General features: G+C 33.9%; 27 protein-coding genes and 1 tRNA gene. 17 read left to right on the top strand and 11 right to left on the bottom strand.

Annotated features, from left to right (window positions below):
- Positions 1-46: 46 nt before the first annotated feature.
- Entirely contained in the window at positions 47-1,333 is a 1,287-nt protein-coding gene (locus tag ACQY2P_RS01245; protein WP_428326605.1) for an alkaline phosphatase family protein, read from the top strand.
- On the opposite strand, the gene ACQY2P_RS01240 is transcribed toward ACQY2P_RS01245, so the two are convergent.
- Entirely contained in the window at positions 1,317-1,877 is a 561-nt protein-coding gene (locus ACQY2P_RS01240) for a DUF309 domain-containing protein (RefSeq protein WP_428326604.1), read from the bottom strand. The genes ACQY2P_RS01245 and ACQY2P_RS01240 overlap by 17 nt on opposite strands.
- A gap of 82 nt (positions 1,878-1,959) precedes the next feature.
- Here ACQY2P_RS01240 and ACQY2P_RS01235 point away from each other — a divergent pair, with 82 nt between their 5' ends.
- Both ACQY2P_RS01235 and ACQY2P_RS01230 read left to right on the top strand, forming a co-directional pair.
- Positions 1,960-2,382: a hypothetical protein gene (locus ACQY2P_RS01235; RefSeq protein ID WP_428326603.1), complete on the top strand. Its 423-nt coding sequence runs from the start codon at positions 1,960-1,962 to the stop codon at positions 2,380-2,382.
- Positions 2,382-2,555 carry a 30S ribosomal protein S27ae gene (locus tag ACQY2P_RS01230; protein WP_014962835.1) on the top strand — a complete coding sequence of 58 codons (174 nt, stop codon included), beginning with the start codon at positions 2,382-2,384 and terminating at the stop codon, positions 2,553-2,555. Before ACQY2P_RS01235 ends, ACQY2P_RS01230 begins: the two co-directional genes overlap by 1 nt.
- 12 nt (positions 2,556-2,567) lie before the next feature.
- Here ACQY2P_RS01230 and ACQY2P_RS01225 read toward each other — a convergent pair whose 3' ends face one another.
- The 6 genes from ACQY2P_RS01225 to ACQY2P_RS01200 form a co-directional block, all read right to left on the bottom strand.
- Positions 2,568-3,281: a hypothetical protein gene (locus ACQY2P_RS01225; RefSeq protein WP_428326602.1), complete on the bottom strand. Its 714-nt coding sequence runs from the start codon at positions 3,279-3,281 to the stop codon at positions 2,568-2,570.
- A 169-nt stretch (positions 3,282-3,450) separates the two neighbouring features.
- Positions 3,451-4,593: a tRNA pseudouridine(54/55) synthase Pus10 gene (locus ACQY2P_RS01220; protein WP_428326601.1), complete on the bottom strand. Its 1,143-nt coding sequence runs from the start codon at positions 4,591-4,593 to the stop codon at positions 3,451-3,453.
- A 25-nt stretch (positions 4,594-4,618) separates the two neighbouring features.
- Positions 4,619-5,947, bottom strand: a complete 1,329-nt coding sequence (locus ACQY2P_RS01215) for a signal recognition particle receptor subunit alpha (RefSeq protein WP_428326600.1) — start codon at positions 5,945-5,947, stop codon at positions 4,619-4,621.
- Positions 5,940-6,629: a diphthine--ammonia ligase gene (locus ACQY2P_RS01210; protein WP_428326599.1), complete on the bottom strand. Its 690-nt coding sequence runs from the start codon at positions 6,627-6,629 to the stop codon at positions 5,940-5,942. Before ACQY2P_RS01210 ends, ACQY2P_RS01215 begins: the two co-directional genes overlap by 8 nt.
- 111 nt (positions 6,630-6,740) lie before the next feature.
- On the bottom strand, positions 6,741-7,151 hold the full coding sequence (locus ACQY2P_RS01205; protein ID WP_012214912.1) for a translation initiation factor IF-5A: 411 nt from the start codon (positions 7,149-7,151) through the stop codon (positions 6,741-6,743).
- A gap of 34 nt (positions 7,152-7,185) precedes the next feature.
- Positions 7,186-7,794 (bottom strand): hypothetical protein, encoded by a 609-nt coding sequence (locus ACQY2P_RS01200; RefSeq protein ID WP_428326598.1) that lies wholly within the window; start codon positions 7,792-7,794, stop codon positions 7,186-7,188.
- Positions 7,795-7,894: 100 nt separating this feature from the next.
- Between ACQY2P_RS01200 and ACQY2P_RS01195 the strand changes: the two genes are divergently transcribed.
- Positions 7,895-8,021 (top strand) — tRNA-Tyr (locus tag ACQY2P_RS01195).
- 93 nt (positions 8,022-8,114) lie between these two features.
- On the opposite strand, the gene ACQY2P_RS01190 is transcribed toward ACQY2P_RS01195, so the two are convergent.
- Both ACQY2P_RS01190 and ACQY2P_RS01185 read right to left on the bottom strand, forming a co-directional pair.
- The gene (locus ACQY2P_RS01190) at positions 8,115-8,306 is read right to left on the bottom strand and encodes a cold-shock protein (RefSeq protein WP_014962828.1); all 192 of its coding nucleotides are present in this window, start codon (positions 8,304-8,306) and stop codon (positions 8,115-8,117) included.
- A 44-nt stretch (positions 8,307-8,350) separates the two neighbouring features.
- Complete coding sequence (locus tag ACQY2P_RS01185) at positions 8,351-8,662, bottom strand: translation initiation factor eIF-1A (protein ID WP_428324541.1); 312 nt, start codon at positions 8,660-8,662, stop codon at positions 8,351-8,353.
- Between the two features lie 85 nt (positions 8,663-8,747).
- Between ACQY2P_RS01185 and ACQY2P_RS01180 the strand changes: the two genes are divergently transcribed.
- Positions 8,748-9,311, top strand: coding sequence for a YkgJ family cysteine cluster protein (locus ACQY2P_RS01180; RefSeq protein WP_428326597.1), 564 nt, complete (start codon positions 8,748-8,750; stop codon positions 9,309-9,311).
- Between the two features lie 37 nt (positions 9,312-9,348).
- Here the strand turns inward: ACQY2P_RS01180 and ACQY2P_RS01175 are convergent, their stop codons facing one another.
- Positions 9,349-10,401: an alcohol dehydrogenase gene (locus tag ACQY2P_RS01175; protein ID WP_428326596.1), complete on the bottom strand. Its 1,053-nt coding sequence runs from the start codon at positions 10,399-10,401 to the stop codon at positions 9,349-9,351.
- A 94-nt stretch (positions 10,402-10,495) separates the two neighbouring features.
- Between ACQY2P_RS01175 and ACQY2P_RS01170 the strand changes: the two genes are divergently transcribed.
- From ACQY2P_RS01170 to ACQY2P_RS01125, 10 genes are all read left to right on the top strand, one after another.
- A complete protein-coding gene (locus ACQY2P_RS01170) occupies positions 10,496-11,173 on the top strand; it encodes a chromosome segregation protein ScpA (protein WP_428326595.1) in 678 nt (225 codons plus the stop codon).
- Between the two features lie 53 nt (positions 11,174-11,226).
- Complete coding sequence (scpB, locus tag ACQY2P_RS01165; RefSeq protein ID WP_428326594.1) at positions 11,227-11,805, top strand: SMC-Scp complex subunit ScpB; 579 nt, start codon at positions 11,227-11,229, stop codon at positions 11,803-11,805.
- A 67-nt stretch (positions 11,806-11,872) separates the two neighbouring features.
- Positions 11,873-12,256 carry a 30S ribosomal protein S8e gene (locus tag ACQY2P_RS01160; RefSeq protein ID WP_428326593.1) on the top strand — a complete coding sequence of 128 codons (384 nt, stop codon included), beginning with the start codon at positions 11,873-11,875 and terminating at the stop codon, positions 12,254-12,256.
- 1 nt (position 12,257) lies between these two features.
- Entirely contained in the window at positions 12,258-12,557 is a 300-nt protein-coding gene (locus ACQY2P_RS01155; protein ID WP_014962819.1) for a signal recognition particle subunit SRP19/SEC65 family protein, read from the top strand.
- A 95-nt stretch (positions 12,558-12,652) separates the two neighbouring features.
- Entirely contained in the window at positions 12,653-12,901 is a 249-nt protein-coding gene (locus ACQY2P_RS01150) for an H/ACA ribonucleoprotein complex subunit GAR1 (protein WP_255430859.1), read from the top strand.
- Entirely contained in the window at positions 12,898-13,854 is a 957-nt protein-coding gene (locus ACQY2P_RS01145; protein WP_428326592.1) for a transcription initiation factor IIB, read from the top strand. The genes ACQY2P_RS01150 and ACQY2P_RS01145 overlap by 4 nt, the downstream gene beginning before the upstream one ends.
- Before the next feature lie 96 nt (positions 13,855-13,950).
- A complete protein-coding gene (gene sufC / locus ACQY2P_RS01140; RefSeq protein WP_428326591.1) occupies positions 13,951-14,721 on the top strand; it encodes a Fe-S cluster assembly ATPase SufC in 771 nt (256 codons plus the stop codon).
- Between the two features lie 71 nt (positions 14,722-14,792).
- Positions 14,793-15,470, top strand: a complete 678-nt coding sequence (locus tag ACQY2P_RS01135) for a chlorite dismutase family protein (RefSeq protein WP_428326590.1) — start codon at positions 14,793-14,795, stop codon at positions 15,468-15,470.
- Between the two features lie 75 nt (positions 15,471-15,545).
- Positions 15,546-16,544, top strand: coding sequence for an aldo/keto reductase (locus tag ACQY2P_RS01130; RefSeq protein ID WP_428326589.1), 999 nt, complete (start codon positions 15,546-15,548; stop codon positions 16,542-16,544).
- 7 nt (positions 16,545-16,551) lie between these two features.
- The gene (locus tag ACQY2P_RS01125) at positions 16,552-16,890 is read left to right on the top strand and encodes a hypothetical protein (protein ID WP_428326588.1); all 339 of its coding nucleotides are present in this window, start codon (positions 16,552-16,554) and stop codon (positions 16,888-16,890) included.
- On the opposite strand, the gene ACQY2P_RS01120 is transcribed toward ACQY2P_RS01125, so the two are convergent.
- Entirely contained in the window at positions 16,887-17,903 is a 1,017-nt protein-coding gene (locus tag ACQY2P_RS01120) for an Lrp/AsnC family transcriptional regulator (protein ID WP_428327299.1), read from the bottom strand. The genes ACQY2P_RS01125 and ACQY2P_RS01120 overlap by 4 nt on opposite strands.
- Before the next feature lie 101 nt (positions 17,904-18,004).
- Here ACQY2P_RS01120 and ACQY2P_RS01115 point away from each other — a divergent pair, with 101 nt between their 5' ends.
- Together ACQY2P_RS01115 and hemA are read left to right on the top strand one after the other, a co-directional pair.
- Positions 18,005-18,658 carry a precorrin-2 dehydrogenase/sirohydrochlorin ferrochelatase family protein gene (locus tag ACQY2P_RS01115; RefSeq protein ID WP_428326587.1) on the top strand — a complete coding sequence of 218 codons (654 nt, stop codon included), beginning with the start codon at positions 18,005-18,007 and terminating at the stop codon, positions 18,656-18,658.
- Complete coding sequence (hemA, locus tag ACQY2P_RS01110; protein ID WP_428326586.1) at positions 18,655-19,920, top strand: glutamyl-tRNA reductase; 1,266 nt, start codon at positions 18,655-18,657, stop codon at positions 19,918-19,920. The genes ACQY2P_RS01115 and hemA overlap by 4 nt, the downstream gene beginning before the upstream one ends.
- Positions 19,921-19,931 lie beyond the last annotated feature (11 nt).

Here is a 19,931-nt window from a genome sequence, read left to right as displayed (position 1 = left end):
AAGCTTTAAAGGAGAGCATCAGGTCTGGATTAATCAGGGGAAGATCATGGATAATTCTGATGTTCATATGATTTACGTTCTTTTAGATGGTGTAGGAGACCTTCCACATCCAGATTTAGATGGAAAAACACCATTAGAGGCTGCAAATACCCCAATTTTAGATAAAATTGCCAGCAATGGTGCAATCGGAGAAGTGATTTCTGTAGGAAAAGGTATTGCTCCTGAATCAGATATTGCAGTTTTCAACATGTTAGGATACAAATTCAAACATGAAGATTATGCAGGAAGAGGAGTAATTGAAGCAATAGGAATCGGTATTGATTTCAAAGATGGGGATCTTGCGTTAAGAGGGAATTATTCTACATTAGATGATCAAGAGGTCATTATTGATAGAAGAGCAGGACGACATATTGAAAAAGAAGACGCAGATGGAATTGCAAAAGAAATTGAAGAAAAGGTAAAGTTCTCAAATCCAGATACATCTGTTGTAGTATCACCAACAATTGGCCACAGAGTAACTGTTAGAATTAGAAACGGTTCAAAAAAATTATCATCAAAAATCACAAACACTGATCCGGCATATAGTAACATTGGAGGTATGGGAGTAGCAAAAGCTGTTGGAGACTTTTTGAAAATTGAAAAATGTTTGCCTTTAGAAGATGTTGAAGATGCGAAATCTACTGCAAATACAGTAAATGAATTTTCAGAGCAAACAATCAATATTTGTAAAGAAAGTCAGATTAACAAAAACCGTGAAGAACAAGGAAAAAAGAAACTTAGTTGTATTTTACTTAGAGATGCAGGAAACAAATATCCAGATGTCATACCAATCAATGAAAAGTATGGCATGAATTTTTCATGCATTGTAGATATGCCAGTAGAGTTAGGAATTTCAGAAGTACTAAAGATGAAAGCCTTTGAAGCTGGAGGATTAACTGATTATGAAGAAAAAGCAAGAGTTGCAGCAAAAGCAATGGAGACTCAAAACTCAATCTATGTTCATCTAAAAGGTCCTGATGAGTTTGGACATGATGGTGATGCCATAGGTAAAATGAAGAACATAGAAGAGATTGATCAGAGATTCTTCAAAACACTTGTTGAAAACATTGATACTAACAAAGTAGCAATCGTGATTTCTGCAGATCATTCAACTCCATGTATTAACAAAGGACATAGTGATGACCCAGTTCCAGTATTAGTTTCAGGGGATTTTATCAAAAAAGATGGAACAACAAGAATGACTGAAGCCCAAGCAAAGAAAGGAAGTATTGGACTACTTCAGGGAGCAGACGTAGTTACAAAGTCTCTAGAATTAATCAAATCTCAAACGTAGTTAACTTATTTTCTTGTTGCATTTCTACTGCTTTAGTTCTAATCATATCTACATCAATAGAGTGGTACATGGAAGGGGAAGTTCCTAATTTTTCTAAGACTCTTCGAAGCATTCCAATTCCAATACTTAGTTCATCTTTTTGAGCATGTGCAAAAGCAACAGCCATTAGGATAATTCCTTGGACAACTTCTTTTTCTCGTCCAAAACATTTTTTCCAAACACCCTCAAATGCTTCATGGCTTTCCCAGAATCTTTCATTGTTAAAATAAAATATTCCATCAGTAATTCCTTTTTCTTTGTCTATTTCTTCTTCAAAGACATGGCGGATATTATCAATAGGACCAATAGGAGATAGTTTTTCAATTAATTTATCAAGATCGTTTTTTTCAACTGAGACATCGAGTTCAACAAATTTTTGGGCAATTCTAGCAACTCTGATTGAGGCATTCATGTCAGATGCAAGATCTCTTGCCTTGTAAACAACCTCACGTGAATTCTCAGGCCCATATCTAGTATTTTTCAAATGCAGCATATAGCGTTCCATAGTTGAATTTACCTAGATTTTCTTAAATTTCTTATCTATTTCAATCAAGGTTTATATGAAATGTCTAAAGGATTTTGGATACATGTCCCTAATTGAGACTATTACAGACGTAGATAATACCTTCCTATCCAGAAGAGAGCTTACATGTAATTTTGCAGGATTGGCAGGAAAACTCAAAAAACTCGAAGCAGTAGACATGGTTACTAAAGAATTCAAACTTGATGGCAAAGTAGTAATTCCAATGAGATTACAAACTCATGTTGGAAAACCAATTGTAACAGGGACTTTCTTTGTTTATGAAGATGAAGGATTAGCAAAAAAACACGTCAATCCAACAATTTTCTCAAGATTAGAAAAATCAAAAGCAAAACTTGCAGAGGCTGAAGCAGCAGAAGCTCCGGCAGAAGAAAAAGCAGCAGAAGCTCCGGCAGAAGAAAAAGCAGCAGAAGCTCCGGCAGAAGAGGCACCAGTTGAAGAATCTAAAGAAGAGGGGAAATCTGAATAATGGCCGGTAAAAAAGGTTCTAGCCCAAATGTTTATGCATATTACAAAGTAGATGGCGACAAAGTTTCAAGAATTAAAAAAATCTGTTCAAGATGTGGCAAAGGTGTTTTCATGTCTGAACACAAAGATAGACACACATGTGGAAAATGTGGGTTAACTGAATTTAATCAATAAAGTATTTCCAAATTAGTATAATTTCTTTTTACGAATTTTAGAACTCTTCTCCTCTAACTGTTCAATTTTAGAAACAAATGAAGGGTCAAGTTTAATTTTTGAAAGAGCATCAGCAGGTAATTTTACAGTGTTAGAATCTAAAGAAATATTTGTTTTAGGAAGATTTTTGTCAATCCAAAATTTTGTAACCTTATCTTCAAGTTTATAATCACGGAATCCAGCGGGAAATTTTTTTGTGATGTGATTTAACAATGTACGATCTTTGAATACAACTCTAGGTTCAAACAATCTAGTTTCATCACTGTATACATTTTCAAATAAATTTCCAGAGATTTCATCAGAGAGTATTTCCATTTTTGAAATTTTTCGGATTAGTTCTAAAAAATGTAAAAATTCATGTGCTAAAATTGCATGTATTGTGCCTTTAAGACCATAAGCAACTAAAGGTGTGGAAATTTGAATTACAACCTGAAATTTATCTTCAAATACTACAGGAATGGTTCTTGCAAACAAGATTCCATATTCATAAGAGTTAGGATGGGGGGCAGATATTACAAGTGAAGGTTCCACATAGGCAACAGGATATCGTATTCCAGAGGCTTTCTCAATTCTATTAATTCCTGCAACAGTAATTGGAAAACGTTTGACTGTAAGGTCATACACATTATCAGGAATTATTCCTTTAGAGTGCGCATCTTTGAAACGTACTAGCGGATCCAATATCATCCCTCGACAATTTTCAATGTAAAAAGGTTGATTTGATTAGGATCTAGGTTTTCCAGATTTTGCCTTCTTTTTTCTTCGTGTTTCTGCTCTTTGATCAGCATGTCTTTGATGTTTACCTTTTTTTCTTATTGGCATGATTTTTAAAATATTCAGAGCTAGTTAATTGTTATCATTTTACTTCAACGTTATGAAAATCAAATTCAAGACACTTGCACGACATACCGAGAGTTTGACTCATTCCAGGAGAAACATCATCACCAGTAACAAAACGTTTTACAGGCAACCCACCTTCAAATTTGAAAAATAATGTAAAGGAATTATCATCATACTTTTTAGATTTTATTGAAAGTATTCTTTTTTCAGATCGTTTTCCAGATTTTTCATAAACAACAACAGGATTTTTGAGGAGATTTTTTAGTTTACGCAAAAGTTTTGAATCAATTTTTGAAGATGTAGAAATTTTTGCCTCAACTAAGGAATTGAATTTCAACGGTTTTTTTGGGGAATTTAAAACAATTTTGAAATTACGAACTTTAACATGTTCTAAATTTGCAGATGTTCTCAATTTTCTTTTATGAGGATTTTGAATTTTAACAAAAAATGGTCTTCCCGTGCCTAGAATCAAGCTTGATTTATCCTCACTCCCAATCCAAGTAAATTTAGCAGTTGTTCCACCTAACTTTTTAAAAAGAAATTGAGATATTTCTCCTTCAACACTATCATATTCGGTAATTCCATGAAAATCACAGATTCTGCATCCCTTACCAGAACAGTTTGAACAAGACTTTTGTTTTTGTGAAAATCCTCGTATAGATTTGACATATCTACCAGAAAGAGTCAATGACTTAGATCTGATATCACAAGATTCGTTTTTTAGATTTACAGTAAAAACAATTTCAGGATCTAAATAATCAAATGTTTTCTTTGTTTTTTTAGAAAATAGTTTTACTAATTCCTTTGTGATGTCAGTCTTTATTCCATCAATTCCCTTGAGTTTGTATTTAGAGCGAATTGCATCATCTCTGTCAATTATTGATGGTTTTATTATTGCGCCAACACTAAATGAGGAATAGGAATAAGGGGAAACAGTATCAAGCATCATATTTAAAAAATAATTCAAATTCTCAAACAGATTTTTACAGATATAGCATCTTTGAGTAGATTTTGAATTTTTCTTTAATTTTTTTCCAAGAAGTTTATTTGATGAAAGATGAAGTTGTTTAGAAAATAATCGCCCCAGACAATGGTCACATAAATCATATTTTTTTAATATTTGATTTGCAATGGGAATAATTTTTTGATAAGTAGTCATTTTAGATGGGAGTTTATTTGGGATACTAACCTAATCCCATTCTTCTAAGAGTACCTTGCATTTGTCTACCCTTTGATGCCTTCATCATACTCTTAGAATTTTTGTAATTTTTCATCAATTCTTTAACTTCACCCTCAGGCCAACCTGAACCACGTGCAATTCTTTTGATTCTAGAAGAGTTCAATAGACCTTCAGGATCTGCCTTTTCTTGAGTGGTCATACTTTGGATAATGTATCTCCATTTTGTAACTCTGTCCTCCATTTGATTTACTTGATCATCTTTTACCATTCCAGAAAGACCAGGCATACTTTCAAGAATTCCTTGCAATGAACCCATTTTAGTTACCTCTTCTAACTGAGAAAGAAAATCTTCCATGTTCATTTTTCCACTAGAAATTCTTTTCATTCGGTCATCATCATTTTCACTTTCCAAACGTTTTGCCAAATCCAATACAGCTTGAACGTCACCCATTCCCAATAGACGTCCAACAAATCTTGTTGGAGAGAATTTTTCTAGATCATCAATTCGTTCACCAGTACCAATGTACATAATTTGTGCACCAGTTGCAGCAGATGCAGCTAATGCACCACCTCCCTTTGCAGAACTATCTAATTTTGTAATTATTACACCGCCTACAGGAATCGTTTTATGAAATGCTTCAGCTTGATTGAAGCATTGTTGTCCAATTGTTCCATCAATTACAAGTAATGCCAAATCAGGATCGGCAACTTTGTTGATTCTATCCATCTCTTCAAGTAAGTCTTGTTCTTCTTTGTGACGTCCAGCAGTATCAATTAAGATGACATCTAAGGATTGGTCTTCAAAATATTTTAAACCGTTTTTTACAATATTAGGGGAGTCTTTGTTGTTTTCTTCACCATATACTTCAACATTAGATTTTTCACACATTGTCTTGAGTTGCACCAATGCACCAGGTCTGTAGGTATCTGCACCAACAACCCCAACTTTGTATCCTTGTCCAGTTAGAAATTTAGCAAGTTTGGATGCAACTGTGGTTTTACCACTTCCTTGAATTCCAAGTAGGATAATTTTATTTTGTTTTCCAGGTTTAAAATCAAACTCAGATTCATTTCCAAGCAGATTTGAAAGTTCATCATATAGGATTTTTACGATATGATTCTTCCTAGATAGGCCAGGAGGAGGAGTTTCATTGAGTGCACGCTCTTCTAGGTGTTTAGTGATTTCAAGTACCAATCTCACATTAACATCAGATTGTAATAATGCTCTCTGAACGTCCTTTGATAGTTCCTTGATTAGTTCCTCATCTATTCCCGATGATTTTACAATCTTTTTGATTGCATCACCCAAACTACTCTTAAGTCCATCAAGCATTGTAATTCAATTCTGCATCCACTATTTCAAACCTTCCTCTATAACCATCCCATTTTTTTTCACTTTGATTAATCTTGATCGAGTTGGAAAACAAAGGACAGTCAATAACAAATGTTTCAGCTTCACCACCTTCAAAATTTAGATTAAATCCAAATTTATCAGAAAATTTTTTCAGAGTTTTAATTTCGAAATCCCCAATTGTTTTTCCTAACCAAGAATCATCTAATCCATCAGAAGACACAGTAATCATAATAAAAATAAAATTTGCTTGTAGTAAATCATTCATGTATTGTTCAGGTTCTAAATCCCACAAAGGTGCAACTACAGTTAACCCATACTTTGAGCAAACTTGTTCAAATTTGTCTTTTTGGAAATTACTTTTGATACCACCATGGACTAATCCTTCAATGCCATAATCATCTTTTGCAGTTTTTAGTAAATTTTCTAATATAGAAAGTTCATTTTTTGTATCATCAGAACGAGAGTCAATGGTAATTTGTGGAATTTGCATCGATTCTGCTTGTAGTTTTGTCCATTGTATGTTTGGATGGTGAAGTAAGTGGCTTTCATCAGATTTTGTAAAGATACTAAGAAGACATTTAATTTCATGCCCACGTTTTTTTGCTAGATAGGTAGCATAAGTACTGTCTTTTCCACCTGAAAAGAGAGAAGCAAGTTTCATTTTATTAAAAAAACAATCCAACAATTGTTAAAGTTTATTCAAAGGACGCTTCAACACTCATAATCGTCATCATAAATCAGACGGCTTTTCCGATAATCATCAGCATCCGCACTATGTCTTAATGCGCATGATTTTAGTTTTATCCATGACAACCCAGTATTCTACATTTTGTCCGTTTTCTAATTTTCCTTGAACCTCATCATCAATTAATGTAACATCAATTGTTTCAAAAGTTTCAGAATCCATCAACTGAACAGTGTCACCGGTCATGGAGATAATTTGTCCTACCTTTTTGTTGATCATAGGTACATGAATTTGCATACTGACAGGTCCTACATGAGGTCTTTTTTGACCATCAAAAATTCCCTCAGCAACAATTCTTGCTTTTGCTGCACCGTGTTTTCCTGGTTTTGATGTATCATATTCTACAATTCTACATGGTTCGCCACTTGGTTGATCTGAATGTGGCAATAGAATGTAAGAACCGATTTTTAATGAACCAAGATCAGAAGGTTTGCTCATGCAAAAACAGTTTTTGGTCGAATATTTAACTTTTCTACTTTAGTTGTTCTAAAATTGAAAGACTCATCAAATTGGTTAATGTTAGTCCCTTTCTGTTTGCATCACGTCTTGTTTGATCACAGTATTTTTTGACACTTTGATGGCTCTTTTCACTTGCAACTTCAATTACAACAATGCTTTCAGAGTATGGAAATGTGAATTTAGAAGGATTTGAGCAAAAAGTTTCCATGTTACCTATTCCGGCAGTACCAATTTGATCTTTTTTTACTAATAATTGAGCAATTTCAGATATATCTTCATCTTCACCATATTCCATATAGTATACAGATACAAAATTCACATTACCTTGAACCTCGTGATGAAATAGATCATCTTTTACATTAAAGACAAATGATGTTTTTTCTTGATTGTGTTTAACAAGATCGTTTGTGATTTTTTCGCTGTCTCTGAATTTAGCTAAAATATAGTGATTTGTAGAATCTGCAAAGTAGGGTTTGCTATCAGACGAAAATGTGCCAGTGACAAAATATAATTTTTCAATGTTTTTTGATGTGGTCCATAACTCTTTGAGTTCAATTGATTCATGATTATGAAGATAAGGTGCACAAACATAACCAGAATAAGACAGTTTAAGTTCAGACATTGATCAATGAACCACGTTAGAGACTATTTATGCTTATATCGGTTAGTCGATCAAATCTCTACGATAGTTTTTTAATAGCAGGAAACTTCGTTTTTCTTGTCCCGTGGTAGCTCAGCCTGGTAGAGCTTCCGGCTGTAGTTGTTGGCTTTAGATGGCTGACCGAATAACAGCATATCAGGCATACAGAAACCGGGTTGTCGGTGGTTCAACTCCGCCCCGCGGGACCACAAACTTTTGATTAAAAATAATTGTAAAAATAATAAAAAGATAGACTAGGTTAAGAAAACATAAGATGAAATCTTAAATTAAAAATTCATTGTCTACTCTGTTTTTTTGACTTTTTGTGCTGCTGGGCCTTTTTTGCCTTCACCGATTTCAAACTCGACTTTATCGCCTTCGTTGATGAATCCGTCAACATCTGTTTTGTGAACAAATAGATCGTCTCCACCTTCTCTTTCAATAAACCCAAAGCCCTTAGTACGGTTAAACCATTTTACGGTACCTTGTTCCATTTGGTTTTGAAATAATTTATTCACTATATTAACTAAGGCATTAATCAGAAATCTTTTGGAATGTGTTCATTTGCCTTTAGCCATTCAACTTGAGGAAGTGTGAATCTCCAAACAATGTCTCCTTTTTCATCTGCATTAAAGTCCCAAGGGGCAATAATTACAATATCATTATCTCTAATCCAAACTCGTCTCTTTAGTTTTCCTCGAATTCTACCTCGTCTTGTGACATTATCAGTACATTTGATTAAGACGTTTTCACCACCAAGCATCTTGAGAACTCGACCAAAGAGTTCACCTTCTTCAGGAAGACGAATTTCTTTTAGTGCACTTTCACTTTTTACTTGGCGCTTACCCATGAAAATAATTCACATTATGAGCATATAACTGATAGGTTTTTGATTTTTCATAATGAGTTTTATGCGTTAAGATCAGAAAGAAGTTGTGGAATTCAGGTGTGTTGATGAATGTTCCCAATGCTGTATTGAAAGGGAATACTATCCAAGTAAAAAATTTGGAAAGATTGGGGTTTTGATATTACCAGAGGAAAAAGAAAGAATGGAAAAATTAGCAAAGGAAAACAATCTAGATGTTAAAATTTTACCCAGAATAGGAATTTCAAATGATAAAGATACAATTCCAACTAAAGTGTTAGCATACCAAATGATGGGAGTTGAAAAGAATGGAAACACTTGTCCTTTCTTAGATACAAAAAGTGGAAACAAATCTCCACATAATGGATTCCCATGTAAAATTTACAAAGACAGGCCTCTCGCATGTAGAACATATCCACTAATCGAATCAACCCCAATCACACTTGATGAAAAATGCAAGTTTTGTAAAGAGTACAAAACAGCAGATGAGAATTTAAATTCTGAAATAGAATCCTTGTTGGAAATTAAAGAACAAATGAATACAGAATACCCATTCATTTGGAGATTTGCAACAGAAGTTGGTGAAGTAGAAGATAAGAATCTGTTTGAATCAGGTTGGTTCTTAGAAGAATGACAGAGTTTTTTGATTCAACAAGAATTACAGTAGTTATCTAAGGATTGATAACTGCACGTCCAAGAATTTTACGTGCTTTAAGATCTTCTAATGCATTGTTTGCTTCATCAAGAGAATATCTTTTTGATATAACTGGATTAATTGTTCCTTTTCTTGCAAGTGCAAGTAATTCCACCATGTCGTTATAGTTTCCAGTGTATGCACCTTGAATTGTAATTGATTTGAGGGGAATTGTTACAAGAGACAACTCCAAAGAACCACCAAATAATCCAACTAGAACAAGATTTCCTCTTTTTCTTAATACTGCCAGACCAGTTTTTACAGTAGGAGGGGCATTTACAAAATCAACAACGCTGTCTGCACCTTTATCATTACATATTGACATGATTTTTTGAACCGTGTCAGGATTTTTAGAGTTCACAGTAAAGTGTGCGCCCATTTCTTTTGCAGTTTCTAATTTTGCATCATCTAAATCAACACAAATAATTTTTGCATCAGTAATCTCACTAGCAATTTGAACTCCCATTAGTCCCAATCCACCAGCTCCAACAATTACAATAAATTCAGGAGAGTTTTGATTTGCTTTTTTGATAGCAGTGTATGCAGTAAGTCCAGAACATGCAAGTGAAGTTGCAGAATCAGGATCAACGCCATCAAGTTTTGCTAAGTATTTTGAATTAGGAACTAAAACATAATCAGCATAACCACCATTTTGAAATAGCCCCATTGATTTTGGTGTATCGCATAGATTTTCATTTCCAACTTTGCATGCAGGACATTCACCACAACCCATCCATGGAAAAACTAGTACATCATCACCAACAGAGACATTAGAAACATTTTCTCCAACTTCTTCAATAGTTCCAACAATTTCATGACCAGGAGTTACAGGATATTTTACACCACGATCAGTAACTTTCAAAAATTGACCATCTCCAAGGTCGTATCCACCTTCCCATAGATGCAAATCACTATGACATACACCTTCAGATTTTACCTTTAGTAAGACCTGAGTTCCAGAAGGTTTAGGATTTTCAGATTCAGATATTGTTAGAGGTTCGTTGGGACCTGGAATTTTGGCAGATTTCATAAATGGATTTTTGATACTAACAATATAAGAGTTGACTGGATATGAGAAAAAAATAGAGCCCTTAGATATTATTGAATAGGAAGAAAATATTCCTGTGAGTGAGTCACCTACACCTAACAGTATTTCTCAAGAACCAGTAAACATTCTGTTTAGTCCTCAATCAGTTGTCAAAAAAGACGTGTGGGAGATTGATCTAATCCAAATTTTAGATTTATTGATAAAAATTCTTGAAAAATCAGGTAAGAAAGACCTCAAAGTCGCAGGAATGGCAGCACTGTCATCATCGTTAATTTACAGAATGAAAGTTGAAAGTATTTTCGCATTACAAAGAGCAGCAATGCAGAAAAAACCAATGCATCAAAGAACAGATGTAGATATTGACTTAATCGATATGCCATATAGACACGAGTCTACATATCCAGTTTCATTAGATGATTTACTAGGATTACTTCAAAATCTCATCGGCACAATTGCAAACCCTCAATCAAGAAGGAACAGACAAGTTGAGATTGAACCTATCGAAGCACCTGACTTTCAAGAATACTTCATTTCACTTGAAAGTATAATTGGAAAATACGAAGACTTGGTTATGAAAAAAATTGCCAATACAGGATATGGGTTACTTCAAAACATAATTGCAGAGTTAGATCCAGTTGATTCAATCAGATGTTTCTTTGCAATATTGTTTTTGGCAAGAGACCAAAAAGTAGATTTAGAACAGGTTGAAGACGATATCAAAATCACAATAATAAAAGAAGAATTAACAAACTGATCAAAAATGAAGAAAGGATTTCTTTAACTATATTTTGGAGATGTGAGCAGTAATTGGCTAAAATTGAAAACATCAATGAAGCAACAGCAAGAATAGAGGCTGCACTTTACTCAGCAGGCAGACCATTACGAATAGAAGATATTATTAGAGCTTCAGGCACGGAATCAAGAACAAAGACGTTAGATATACTTCAAAACATTATGAAGAAGACAAAGTCCACCTTCAAAGCACTTGAAGTAGTCATACTTCCAGATGGATCCTATGTAATGCAACTAAAACCAGAATACAGCGCCACAGTCAAAAGATATGCTTCAAAACCAGTTCTTCCAAATGCTACTCTTAAGACATTATCATATATTGCATATCAGCAACCAATATCATCAAAGCAACTTGTAGAAGTCAGAGGTTCTGGGGTTTATGCACACTTGAAAGAACTTAGACAATTAGATTATATCAGTCATCAAAATGTGGGAAGAATCAAAATTTACACTACAACAGAAAAGTTCCAAAAATATTTTGGAATTCAAGGAGACGTAGAAGATCTAAAACAGAGATTATTCTCAAAAGTTAGAAAAACTGCAAGTACAAGACATACAAATCCTGTCCCTCAAAGGACAACAGAAGTAAACTAGCAAATTTTTTGCTTTAAGGCTAATTTTTTGCGTTTTGTATAAATTAGAGTGATTCAGACAAGTTTTCGTGAGAAAATCAGTAGAGAATTTAGCAACCAGTAAAACAACTGGAGGAAGAAGACACCCACTTAGAATTAGACGAAAATATGAAACTGATAGATATCCAAACGAAGCTGTAACAGGAGCTCAAGTAACAGTAACAAGAACAGTTCGCGGAAAGAATAGAAAGACAGCTGTTAAGACAATTGATTTTGTTAATCTTGCAACAGGAGATGCAAAAGTAAAGAAAGCAAAAATTCTCAAAGTATTAGACAATGCAACAAACAATGATTACAAAAGACGTGGCATCATTACAAAAGGTGCAATTCTTGAAACACAAGAAGGTAAATGTAGAGTTGTTTCAAAACCAGGACAAAACGGAATCGTTAACGCAATTTTAGTTAAGGAATAAAATGAAAGATTACGAACATGTCGTAATCTGGTTGGATTATTTCAACAAGAATTTAAAAAAATCAAAAGGTAGAAGATTAGGATTAGAGAAATGTGTTTTTGATCCTTCATTAAAAGAATTAATGGATGCAACAAAATCAGCAGGATTTGAAATTACAGAATCAGATGACAAAGTAAGATTTCCTAAAAGACCATTTGTGAGGTCAGGATACGTTGTTTTACCAAAAGGATCCTCCAAGACAAAAATTCTTAACAAAATTTCCGAAAAACTTGTTGCAAAAAGGTCCAAACAATCAAAATAAAATCAAATCTAGCTCTTAGCTAAAGTAAAGTTGACAGAAGTCTATGATAAGAATATCATGATTAGTGTTTTTAATTGCAGGAGGTAGGCGAAATAATGCACCTAGCCGGTAGTGGCAGGGTAATCATTCAACTATCAAACAAATTAGTTGAAGGACAGATACTCTGTGACGAAAAGGGAACTAGAGTTGCAAAAGTAATGGAATTGATTGGTCCAGTAAGGAGACCATTTGCATCCGCAACTCCGTTAACAAACAACATCAAAAAATACATTGGCAAAAGTGTTTTCGCAACAGAACATTCTCCTGACAATTCAAAGAAAAAATTTAGGAGAAGAAGAAAATGAACATACTAGAAAAACAAAACTGTCCTGAATGTCAAGCAACAGTAGTTAATGACATGCAGAACGGAGAAATAATCTGCTCGGGTTGTGGCGTAGTAGTCGATGATCAAGTAGCAGATTATGGTCCAGAAACAATAAGTTCGAATCTCGAAGACAAAATGAAGTTAGCAAGAGCAACCGGACAAACAACTTATTCTCAACATGATTTGGGAATTACAACTGAGATAGCAATTAGTTCAAAAGACTTTAGTGGAAAAACAATCAACCACGAAGTTGCAAACCAAATGCACAATCTCAGAAAGTGGCAACAAAGAGTAAGAGTATCCACACCAAAAGAAAGACGACTTGCAAATGTTTTAACGAAAATGGGTGAAACATGTGATGGTCTAGGTCTTTCAAAAAATGTGTTGGAGACTGCTTCTATGATATACAGAAACTTGGATGGACATGTTGATGTGAAGGGAAAATCAGTAGTAAGCATTACAGCAGCTACAATTTACATGGCATGCAAACAATGTGATGTAGTAAGATCACTAGAAGAAATTATTCGTGGAATATGTCCACCAAAAGACGTTAAATCAAAAACAAAACTTGCAGCAAGATACTATAGAACCATGGTAATGGAAATGGGACAATTAACTGCCCCAGTAGTAACCATGGACAAATACATCTCAAAGATAGCAAACATGACACAAACTGAGGTCAGAGTCGAGAGACTAGCCTTAGAAATAGCAGAGAAAACCAAGGATAGCAGTATTGCAGATGGAAAAGCTCCAAATGGAATTGCTGCAGCATATCTGTATGTGTCATCAGTCCTGCTAGGTCAAAACGTACTCCAAAGAGACGTTTCAAGTATTGCAGGAGTAACGGAAGTTACTATCAGAAATAGATGTAAAGAGATTCTAACAAATTACAAACTCAAAATTACTTTGAGACCATCTCTGGCCAAATACTAACACCCCCCCCCCTCTTTTCATTTTATTATCAAAAATACACGTTAGGATTAGCTAAATTTCGTCGGTATTATATATAGAAACAAAACATTTCGCAACATGGCAGTTCTTGAAATCAAAGACCTTCATGTAAAAAGAGAAGGAAAAGAGATTCTCAAAGGTGTTAATTTGAAAACAGGACCTGGAGAAGTTCATGCCATTATGGGACCTAACGGTTCAGGAAAAAGTACACTAGCTTACACATTACTTGCACATCCAAAATACGAAGTAACACAAGGAGATATTTTGTTAGATGGTGAAAGCATTTTAGAATTAACTGCAGATGAAAGAGCAAAGAAAGGATTGTTCTTAGGATTTCAATATCCAACAGAAGTTTCAGGTGTAGGATTTTCTCACTTTCTTAGAACAGCTTACAATTCTCTAAGTAAAGCACTTGAAGGTGACGACAGAGAGGTATTCATCACAGTAAGAGAATTCCAAAAATATCTCAAAGAAAATTTGGAAAAAGTCGGATTAAAAGAAGAATTTCTTTCAAGATATCTTAACGAAGGTTTCTCTGGAGGAGAAAAAAAGAGAGCAGAAGTTTTACAGATGGCAGTACTAAAACCAAAAATTTCAATTTTAGATGAACCAGATTCTGGTTTAGATATTGATGCAGTTCAAGCAGTTGCAAAAGCAATCAGTCAAGTTTCAGGCAAAGATGCAACGGTAATTGTCATCACTCACTATGCAAGAATTCTAAAATTCTTAGACAAATTAGACTATGTTCATGTATTTGCAAGAGGTCAAGTTCTCAAAACAGGAGATGCATCCCTTGCAGACAAACTCGAATCAGAAGGATATGATTGGGTTTTAGAGCAAACTGCATAATCAAATTTTTAGAAATTTCACAATAGAAAATCTAGTTTTTGTTTAAATAGGGTTTTCAAATTGTACAGAACATGTCAGAATACAATGAACAATATTATTTCAATTTCTCATTTTTCAAAGTTGATCCTAAATGGAGATGGATGGCAGATTTAGCAAAAGAAGAATCTGCAAAAGAAGTAGAAAATATTTTAAAAAATTCAGGAATAAGATATAGGGCATATTCTAATTTAGGATTAAGAGATGATGCAGACTTTCTATTGTGGTTTGTTGGAGATTCATTAGAAGAAATCCAAAAAGCCATAGAAAAATTATACAAAACTGTTTTTGGAAAATACATCATTCCATCTAGAACGTATCTTTCATGTTCGAGACCATCAATCTATGTAAAAGGACAAGGAAAAGAACATGGATTCGTTACAGGAATGGATCCAAAGAAACATGTCATAGTTTATCCATTTACAAAAACTCGAGAATGGTATCTCTTACCTCAAGAAAAAAGGCAGGAAATAATGGATGAACACATCGAAGTTAGTAAAAAATATCCACAAGTAATCCTAAACACCACATACTCTTTTGGAATTCATGATGAAGACTTTATGTTAGCATTTGAAGTAGATAATGTTAGAGATTTTCAAGACCTGATAATGGATTTGAGAGAAACTCAAGTTTCATCATACGTAAAAAATGACATTCCCATGATTGTGTGTGTCAAAAAGGACATCGTACCATTAATTTCCAGTTTAGGATAGAATTTCAAAGGTGCAAATCTCGGATAAACATAAATGAAGAAATTTCAAATATATCTTAAAATCAAGGTGTAAAAGATGAAATACAAAAAACTAGGCAAAAGTGGAATCGAAGTTTCTGAGATAGGCTTTGGTGCATGGAGTATTGCCTTAGACTGGTGGGGGAAAAAAGTCGAAGAAGATGAAGCAAAAAGGATGCTGAAAAAAGCATATGATTTAGGAATTAATTATTTTGAAACCGCAGATATGTACGGTAAAGGGAAAAGTGAGAAACTAATTGGTGAAGTCTTCAAAGGAATGAGAGATGAAGTTGTTATTTCAACAAAATATGGTTATGATTTTTCAGATGTGGAGCAAATTGGACATGCAGAACTACCACAAAATTACAGCCCAGAATATACAAGAAAAGCAGTTGATGCATGCTTAGAAAGATTACAAACAGATTATCTTGATTCATTAGGATTGCACAATCCAAAATTACAACATGTCAGAAATGATGAGACCTTTAACACTATTGATGAATTGATGAGTGAGGGGAAGATTAGAGCAGCTCAAGTTGCACTTGGTCCAGCAATTGGATGGACGCAAGAAGGGTTAGAGGCAATGGATAGAAAGAGCATATCATCAATTCAAACAGTTTACAATATCTTAGAACAAACTCCAGGAAATGAGTTAATTCAAAAAGCAGAAAAAGAAGATGTCGGAATTCTTGTTAGAGTTCCAGATGCATCAGGGATTCTAACTGGAAAAGTAAAAGCAGATACTGTAATTCCAGCAAATGATCACAGAAAAGACAGAAAAATAGAATGGAGAAAATCTGCATTAGAAAAAGTAGAGCAATTCAGACCAATTGCAGAACGTAATGGGTTAAACATTACTGAATTTGCAATTAAATTCATCTTATCAAAAAATAAGATTGCATCAGTATTACCTACGGTTGTAAGCGAAGAAGAAATTGAAATGTTTGCAGCCATTTCTGATGGAAAATATTTGAGTTCTTCAGATATGAAAGAAATTGATGATTTGTACAATACATGGCCAGAGTACGAATTAAAAGCAACGCCACAAGCAAGCTAATTTGCAAATGGATTTTCCAATAGATTCTCAAAAAACTCTAGAAGTCATAGAAAGAATGAAGCTTGCCAAGATAGGCGAATACAAGAAATGGGAATCAATTATTAAAAAAATAAAAAATGATGTTCCCCTAAACCAAGGAGAATTAGAATACTATACCAATCTAACTAGAATCTACAAGGATTCTGCAATTACAAGTAGAAGTAAGATTTACCATATGAAATTATCAGAGCATGATGAAAGACCACCATGCAAAGAGTGTGGAGAAAATTCATCATTTTATTGCAACATGAATGACCAGTATTTTTGTACAATTCATGTCGTAGGACATGATGAAAATGAGATTTAGGAAGCAGGGACTGTTTCTTCTAAAGAGAATGAGTTCTCTACAAAGTACTCTACACGTGTTTTTTTGAATTCGCGTGAACTAAAGAGAATTTGGTAGTCATCAACACGGATTTGATCCTGAATTGTTTTTGCCATTTCATTTGCCTCATCATGTGTTTTACAATGAATCATTGAGAAAACATTGTAAGGCCAATCAGGATATGTGGGACGTTCATAGCAATGACTCACTTGAGGGAAAGCACCAAGTTGTGCCCCAACATCAGATATTTTATCTTCAGGAACTTTCCACACAATCATCCCATTTGCAGTAAATCCAACTTGTCTATGTCTTAAGATGGCAGCAAATCGTCTCATCACTCCAATTTCTTCATAGTGTTTCATCTTTTCAAATAATTCACTTTCAGTTATTCCAAGATTGTTTGCTGCTTTGAGAAATGGTTCATCAATGATGTCCATGTCTTTTTGTAATTCACGGATGAAGTTTTTGTCTTCTTCAGTAGGTTCAAATTTTACATTTTTGATTTCTTTCTTTTCTTCAGTAGGTGCAACATCATGTTTTTTTTCATCAACCATGTCAAGTTTTACACCAATTTTGAATAGTTGTAAGGTAGGAAGCATTCGTACTTTTTTAATTCCTTTTAGCACATTGAATTTTTCAAGTTCTATTTTTAAATCAGAACCAGGTGGAACTGCTAAAGTAAACCAAAGATTGAATTGGTGATCACGTTCATAGTTATGGCTAACACCAGGGTGGCGATTAATTTGACTTGCAACATATTCTAATTTATCGTCTTCAATTTCCATTGCAACCAATGAACTGGTATAGCCAAGTTTCCTAGTATCAAAAATTGCACTAAGTTGTCTTAAAACACCGATTTCTTTGAGTTGGTTAAGACGTTCTTTTACAATTTCAGGTGTAGTATCAAATTTCTTTGCAATTGCATCAAAGGGTCTAGTAACAAGTGGGAATGTCCACTGAATTTCATTAAGAAGTTCTTTGTCTAATTCATCCATAGATGTCATATGACAAAGACTCTTCCATTCAATTAAAAATGTAGCTGGGTACACATGTAGAAATTTTAATACATAAATAGAAATCGAAGGGCTTTTGATCGATGATAGTAGACCTGAACCTTCAAGATAAATCAGTAATAGTGATTGGAGGAGGGAATGAAGCACAAAAAAGAATCAAGTCTTTGATAAGACAAGAATGTAACATCATGGTTATCAGCGATAAAGTAATTCCACAAATTACCAAACTTGCCAAATCAAAAAAAATCCAATTAAAAAAACAAAAAATTCAAGATACCAAATTTATTTCAAAATTCAAACCAGACATCATAATTTCAACAACTAATGATAAAAAACTCAATCAAAAAATTATCAATGAAGGAAAAAAGAAAAAAATCATCACATATAGTTCAGATAATCCTGAAGAAAGTGATTTCTCAAATCCTGCAATAATTGATTTTGAAAAAATGATTCAAATTGCAATTTTTACTGGAGGGCGAAGTCCTGCAATGTCAAAAAAACTCAAGAAAAAATCAGAACAAATGTTTAAGAAAATTATCACAAAAGAAGACATTGGACAAATCAAAATTCAAAAGATCGCAAGAGATGCTGCAAAAGACGAGATTGAAACTCCAACAGAAAGAAAAGCATGTCTTCGAAGTATCATGGCTGATAATGAGATTGATCAGTTAATAAAAGACGGTCAGATGAAAAAAGCTGAAAAAAGAGCCATTACAATAGTGAGGAATTGGAAATGAATCAAAACATCATTAATGCACGTGTGACTTTTCGTAACTCACCAATCCATATTTTAGAACAATTTACAATAAAAGACATTGAAGAAGCATATGAGCAATTCAAAAAACATTCAGGATTAGATGAATGCGTTATAATTCAAACATGCAATAGAATAGAATTATTTGGAAAATCAAAAAGTCAGGAAGTAGACAAAATAAAGAAAACATGGGCATCACTGGCAGGATTAGAAGAACAAGTTTTTGATGAAAATATGGAAATCGAAGAGAATCAAAATGCTTTACATCACTTATTGAAACTAACATCTGGTTTGGATTCCATGGTATTAGGTGAAGAACAAATTCTAGGTCAAATCAAGAATTCCATTACTTCTGCAAGAGAGATAAAAGCATCTGGTCAGCATCTTAACACATTATTTGATAAAGCAATCAGAATAGGTACCAGAATTAGAAACGCTAGTGGAATTGGCAAAGGAGGGATATCAGTTGGATCAATGGCAGTAAAACTTGCTGAAGAAAACATTGATGAATTAAAAACAAAGAAAACATTACTGATTGGAACTGGAGAAGTTTCCACACTAGTTGCAAAGTCATTACAAAGACGTGGTTATGCATTTGATGTTACAAGCAGAACACTAAGCAGATCAAAAACATTTTGTGAAACAATGGGAGGAAACCCAGTTAAATTTGAAGAAGTTCTTTCAGGATTTGACAATTATGATGTGATATTTGTTGCAACAACTGCTCCATATTTTCTTGTAACATATGATCGAATTACAGAGGCAATGAATGACAAGAGTAAAGGCATGATGATTTTGGATTTATCAAATCCAAGAACAGTTGATGAAAAAGTTGCAACAATTGGAGGTGTAAAATTGATGAATCTTGATCAAATTGCAGAAATGGTTGAGAAGAACATGAATGCTAGATTAAACAAGGTAAAAACCGTTGAAAATATAATTAACGAGGAAGTTTCTGTATTAGAAGCCTCAATGAAAAGACTAGAAGCAGAACCACTGGTAAAAGACGTATTCAAGAACATTGAATCACTTAGAGCAAAAGAATTGCAAAAGGCACTTCAAATGCTAGATGAAAAAGATGAGAAAAGAATCAAGATTATTGACGAATTAACCAAAGCAGTAGTTGAGAGTATTGTTTCAACCCCAATGAACAATATACGAAAAGCTTCTGAACAAGGCAATCCAGAGGTAGTTGACTTGGCAAGCAAGCTCTTTGACTATAAAAAACAAGAACAGGCAGACTAGGATTATATTTT

This window comes from Candidatus Nitrosopumilus sp. (assembly GCF_965262695.1).
Taxonomy (GTDB): domain Archaea; phylum Thermoproteota; class Nitrososphaeria; order Nitrososphaerales; family Nitrosopumilaceae; genus Nitrosopumilus.
Note: the sequence above shows the minus strand (reverse complement) of the source record. Positions and strands in the feature narration are given on the sequence as shown.

Coding starts and splice junctions, on each gene's coding strand:
- ACQY2P_RS01155 (WP_014962819.1), top strand. CDS start 12,258: ATGAAAGATTACGAACATGTCGTAATCTGGTTGGATTATTTCAACAAG.
- ACQY2P_RS01230 (WP_014962835.1), top strand. CDS start 2,382: ATGGCCGGTAAAAAAGGTTCTAGCCCAAATGTTTATGCATATTACAAA.
- ACQY2P_RS01225 (WP_428326602.1), bottom strand. CDS start 3,281: ATGATATTGGATCCGCTAGTACGTTTCAAAGATGCGCACTCTAAAGGA.
- ACQY2P_RS01175 (WP_428326596.1), bottom strand. CDS start 10,401: ATGAAATCTGCCAAAATTCCAGGTCCCAACGAACCTCTAACAATATCT.
- ACQY2P_RS01135 (WP_428326590.1), top strand. CDS start 14,793: ATGTCAGAATACAATGAACAATATTATTTCAATTTCTCATTTTTCAAA.
- ACQY2P_RS01120 (WP_428327299.1), bottom strand. CDS start 17,903: ATGGATGAATTAGACAAAGAACTTCTTAATGAAATTCAGTGGACATTC.
- ACQY2P_RS01235 (WP_428326603.1), top strand. CDS start 1,960: ATGTCCCTAATTGAGACTATTACAGACGTAGATAATACCTTCCTATCC.
- ACQY2P_RS01115 (WP_428326587.1), top strand. CDS start 18,005: ATGATAGTAGACCTGAACCTTCAAGATAAATCAGTAATAGTGATTGGA.
- ACQY2P_RS01220 (WP_428326601.1), bottom strand. CDS start 4,593: ATGACTACTTATCAAAAAATTATTCCCATTGCAAATCAAATATTAAAA.
- ACQY2P_RS01185 (WP_428324541.1), bottom strand. CDS start 8,662: ATGGGTAAGCGCCAAGTAAAAAGTGAAAGTGCACTAAAAGAAATTCGT.
- hemA (WP_428326586.1), top strand. CDS start 18,655: ATGAATCAAAACATCATTAATGCACGTGTGACTTTTCGTAACTCACCA.
- ACQY2P_RS01150 (WP_255430859.1), top strand. CDS start 12,653: ATGCACCTAGCCGGTAGTGGCAGGGTAATCATTCAACTATCAAACAAA.
- ACQY2P_RS01205 (WP_012214912.1), bottom strand. CDS start 7,151: ATGAGCAAACCTTCTGATCTTGGTTCATTAAAAATCGGTTCTTACATT.
- ACQY2P_RS01210 (WP_428326599.1), bottom strand. CDS start 6,629: ATGAAACTTGCTTCTCTCTTTTCAGGTGGAAAAGACAGTACTTATGCT.
- ACQY2P_RS01125 (WP_428326588.1), top strand. CDS start 16,552: ATGGATTTTCCAATAGATTCTCAAAAAACTCTAGAAGTCATAGAAAGA.
- ACQY2P_RS01245 (WP_428326605.1), top strand. CDS start 47: ATGGATAATTCTGATGTTCATATGATTTACGTTCTTTTAGATGGTGTA.
- ACQY2P_RS01145 (WP_428326592.1), top strand. CDS start 12,898: ATGAACATACTAGAAAAACAAAACTGTCCTGAATGTCAAGCAACAGTA.
- ACQY2P_RS01240 (WP_428326604.1), bottom strand. CDS start 1,877: ATGGAACGCTATATGCTGCATTTGAAAAATACTAGATATGGGCCTGAG.
- ACQY2P_RS01190 (WP_014962828.1), bottom strand. CDS start 8,306: ATGGAACAAGGTACCGTAAAATGGTTTAACCGTACTAAGGGCTTTGGG.
- ACQY2P_RS01130 (WP_428326589.1), top strand. CDS start 15,546: ATGAAATACAAAAAACTAGGCAAAAGTGGAATCGAAGTTTCTGAGATA.
- ACQY2P_RS01200 (WP_428326598.1), bottom strand. CDS start 7,794: ATGTCTGAACTTAAACTGTCTTATTCTGGTTATGTTTGTGCACCTTAT.
- ACQY2P_RS01215 (WP_428326600.1), bottom strand. CDS start 5,947: ATGCTTGATGGACTTAAGAGTAGTTTGGGTGATGCAATCAAAAAGATT.
- sufC (WP_428326591.1), top strand. CDS start 13,951: ATGGCAGTTCTTGAAATCAAAGACCTTCATGTAAAAAGAGAAGGAAAA.